We start from the raw sequence: 2,992 nt of genomic DNA on the forward strand, positions 1-2,992 counted from the left end.
CAGCACCGGGAGCCAGTAGCTGATCAGCCTGTACACGAGAACGGCGGCGAGCATGGACGCGGCTTCGCCCCCGGCGGCGGTGAGGCCGAGGGCGAGGGCCGGTTCGAGCGCCCCGACGTTGCCGGCTGTCGGCACGGCTCCGGCCACTGCTGCACCGATCAGGTAGATGGTGGCGATGGACAGCATCGACCCCGAACCGTTGAACGCCCAGACGCACGAAGCCAAGGCCACGATTTGTGCGATCTTGGTGCCGGCGGCGGAGGCGAGGAGGATCGCCGTCCGTCGAGGTGACCGGGCGAGCAGCAGAAGATGCCGGCCCGCGGCCGTCAGCGGGGGCCCCAACCGGGCCCGGACCCGGGGGTGCCCGCCGACCGCGACGCAGGCGAGCAGACAGCCGGCAACGCATGCCAGGACCGGCCCGGACCCGACGTGTCGCGTGATCGGCCCGATGGGCGTGCCAAGCGCGTTACCCGGCCCCCGACCGCCGACCAGGCCGGCGACGAGCACGATTCCGGCCACGTGCGCGAGGGCGACGGCGACCTTCACGGCGGCGACGGCGCTCAGCCCGGCCGACCGGGTGAGTTGCTGGCGTTCCAGGTAGTGGACGTTCACCGCGATCGCCCCGAGGCCCGCCGGCAGGACCCGGTTTGCAGCCGCGGCCGCGAGCTGGACCCCAGCCGCCGTCGGCAGCCGCAGCGGCAGCCCACTGGCCGCGCGCAGGGCGAGTGCGTTGGCCAGAAAAAACAGGGCGGAGGCGAGCCCGCACACCACGAGCCAGGGCCAGCTGGGAGCCGGGACGTTCGACAGCGTGGCGGCTACCTCGCTCCGAAATCTGATCACGAGGAGCAGCGTCATCGGGACGGCGAGGGAAATCCCGATCAGGGCCCCGGGCCGGCGCAGCCAGCCCGCGCGAGCGCGATGCCAACGGATTCCTGTCAGCGCAAGCGGATGTGCCAGGCCCTCTCCAGGCAGTTCCCGCATTAATGGGTGCGTCGTGCGTTGGTGGGGTATGGCGACCGGCGGTAGTACGACGGCGGTGCCGTCAGCAGCTGCTGTTGCCGGGGCCGCTCTTTCGGAGGCTGCCCATCCGGGCGTCATGGCGCCAACGGTAGATCGGGATTCATAACGGATGCTGAACAACGTACATCCTGTGGACGGATCTTCATTCCGGCGTCTCGGCGGACAGCGTGATATTCATCGGTTACACAGCCGGTTTGTGTGGGAACGCAATGGGATCGGCCGTACCCCGGCTGTTACACACGTGGGGTTCGTCACGGTGGCTGATCGTGATCGGTGTTTGACATGATACGGAGACGGCCGGTGCGGATCGGCTGTGCGACCCGATCCATCCGGACATCCGAATCCCCGCGGACCGGAACAGGCTCGCCTGGCCTGTCGCTACCCGCGTCAGCTGGTACGGCCGTCCGGGCCGTACCAGCCCGGACGGTAGGTGCTCAGCCAGTTCACAATGGCCGTCCGCAGGTGCGCGGGCCGGAATTCGAAGGCGTCGAGGTCGGCCACGGCCAGCGAGCCCAGGTCGATGGCCTCTTCCCGGCTGGCGAGCTCCGCGAACGGTGACAGAGTGGACGCGAACACCATGTTCAGCTCATGCCACGCCCGGCCGGCCTCGACGAACGAGTGCTCCACGCATCCCACGAAGTCAAGGGTGCGCACGGCCAGGCCGGTCTCCACCCGGATCTTGCGGTGCAGCGCCTGCTCCACGCGCTCGCCCGGCTTCACGTTCCCGCCGGGCAGGGTGCACCATGCCTGCCCCCGGCGGTTGGCGACGATGATGCGCTCGCCGGTCGTGAAGAGCACACGTGCGCTCAACACCACCGACGTGCTGGACGTGCTGGGTGCGGACATGGCTGCCGTGACGGTGTCCACCGGGTCGGCCCGCCTTTCTTCGGTCGTCGGGAGCGGTCGGTGGTGGCCAGGGGTGATCGGTGCTGCTCAGGGACGTCGGTGCTGCTCAGGGACGGTCGGTGGTGCTCACGGACGCACTGCCTGGACTGCCTGGACTGCGAGGGTTGTGGGATCGAGCCCGAGAACATCGATCGCCTGTCGGACGGCGGTCCGCTCGGCCGGGTCGAACGTGCCGTCAGCGTGTCCGATCACCGCTCCGAACTGGACGACTGACCGTGCTCGCACCCTGCGCCCGCGCACCTTGGCAATCTCGCGGAGCGCCGCGGACCTGGCCTCGCCGGCATCCGCGCGAAACGCCGCCACGTGCGCGTCGAACAGTGCGAGCAGTTCGTCCGGTGGAAAAGCGCTCAGGACCCGGTCGGTGGTGACGATGGTCGCCATCGCGTCCCGCTCCCGCGCGTCGATGGTGCCGTCGGCGGCGGCGACGAGTGCGCACATGGCGACGGCGGCGTCCCGGAAGGACGTGTCGTCGAGTTCGTGTCGGCGGGCATCCAGTTGGGCACGGAAAGACTGTGCGGACCCGCGTAGATGGTTCCACCACGGCTCGGGCTCGGACACCGGTAGGCCGCGCCACGTCGGCCAGCGGTCCTCCAGCCAGCGGATCGCCACAGCGGCGACCGCCGGGGGAGTCAATGATCGCTCATCGAGGCTCCCGAGGGACAGCGCGACGAGCGGTGCGCCCAGATACGTGGCGGGTATGTCCGTGCCGGCCGGGACGTCGGCCGAAAACAACGTCGTGATCGTGCGGTGCTCAGCTGGCCCGGTCGCATGTTCGACGCAGCCCACGAAGGCGGGTAACGCCACTGACGCAGGCACGGCCGTGGCTGCCGGCGGCGTGCGTGCATCCCGGTCGCTGCCGACGAGTACGCGCAGGTGCCGGGCCGCGGCCGCGCCGACGCCTTCACCGGGTTCGACGGTTCCGCCGGGCAGCACGTGGGCCGCTTCGGCCGGCAGGTAGACGGCCACCAGGTGGTCACCCGTATCGAGCAGGATCCGCACGTCCAGCCGGACATCCGTGGGAACGGGCATGGCGCCTCCCTGTCGGTGACCTCACACTGCCACTGCC

The 2,992-nt window shown here is 70.0% G+C and carries 3 protein-coding genes; all 3 read right to left on the reverse strand.

Annotation, left to right across the window (positions count from 1 at the left end; translation table 11 throughout):
• Window positions 1-981: YbhN family protein (locus U9980_RS19165; protein WP_322769183.1), on the reverse strand; the 981-nt coding region annotated here is incomplete at its 3' end.
• A 426-nt stretch (window positions 982-1,407) separates the two neighbouring features.
• A complete protein-coding gene (locus tag U9980_RS19170; RefSeq protein ID WP_322751115.1) occupies window positions 1,408-1,887 on the reverse strand; it encodes an NUDIX domain-containing protein in 480 nt (159 codons plus the stop codon).
• Between the two features lie 105 nt (window positions 1,888-1,992).
• On the reverse strand, window positions 1,993-2,955 hold the full coding sequence (locus U9980_RS19175; protein ID WP_322769184.1) for a tellurite resistance TerB family protein: 963 nt from the start codon (window positions 2,953-2,955) through the stop codon (window positions 1,993-1,995).
• Window positions 2,956-2,992 lie beyond the last annotated feature (37 nt).

The sequence above is a fragment of the Protofrankia sp. Cr1 genome (assembly GCF_963555865.1).
Taxonomy (GTDB): domain Bacteria; phylum Actinomycetota; class Actinomycetes; order Frankiales; family Frankiaceae; genus Protofrankia.

What these genes read in the sequence shown, in the direction of transcription:
- U9980_RS19175 (WP_322769184.1), bottom strand. Translation starts at nt 2,955, where the DNA reads ATGCCCGTTCCCACGGATGTCCGGCTGGACGTGCGGATCCTGCTCGAT.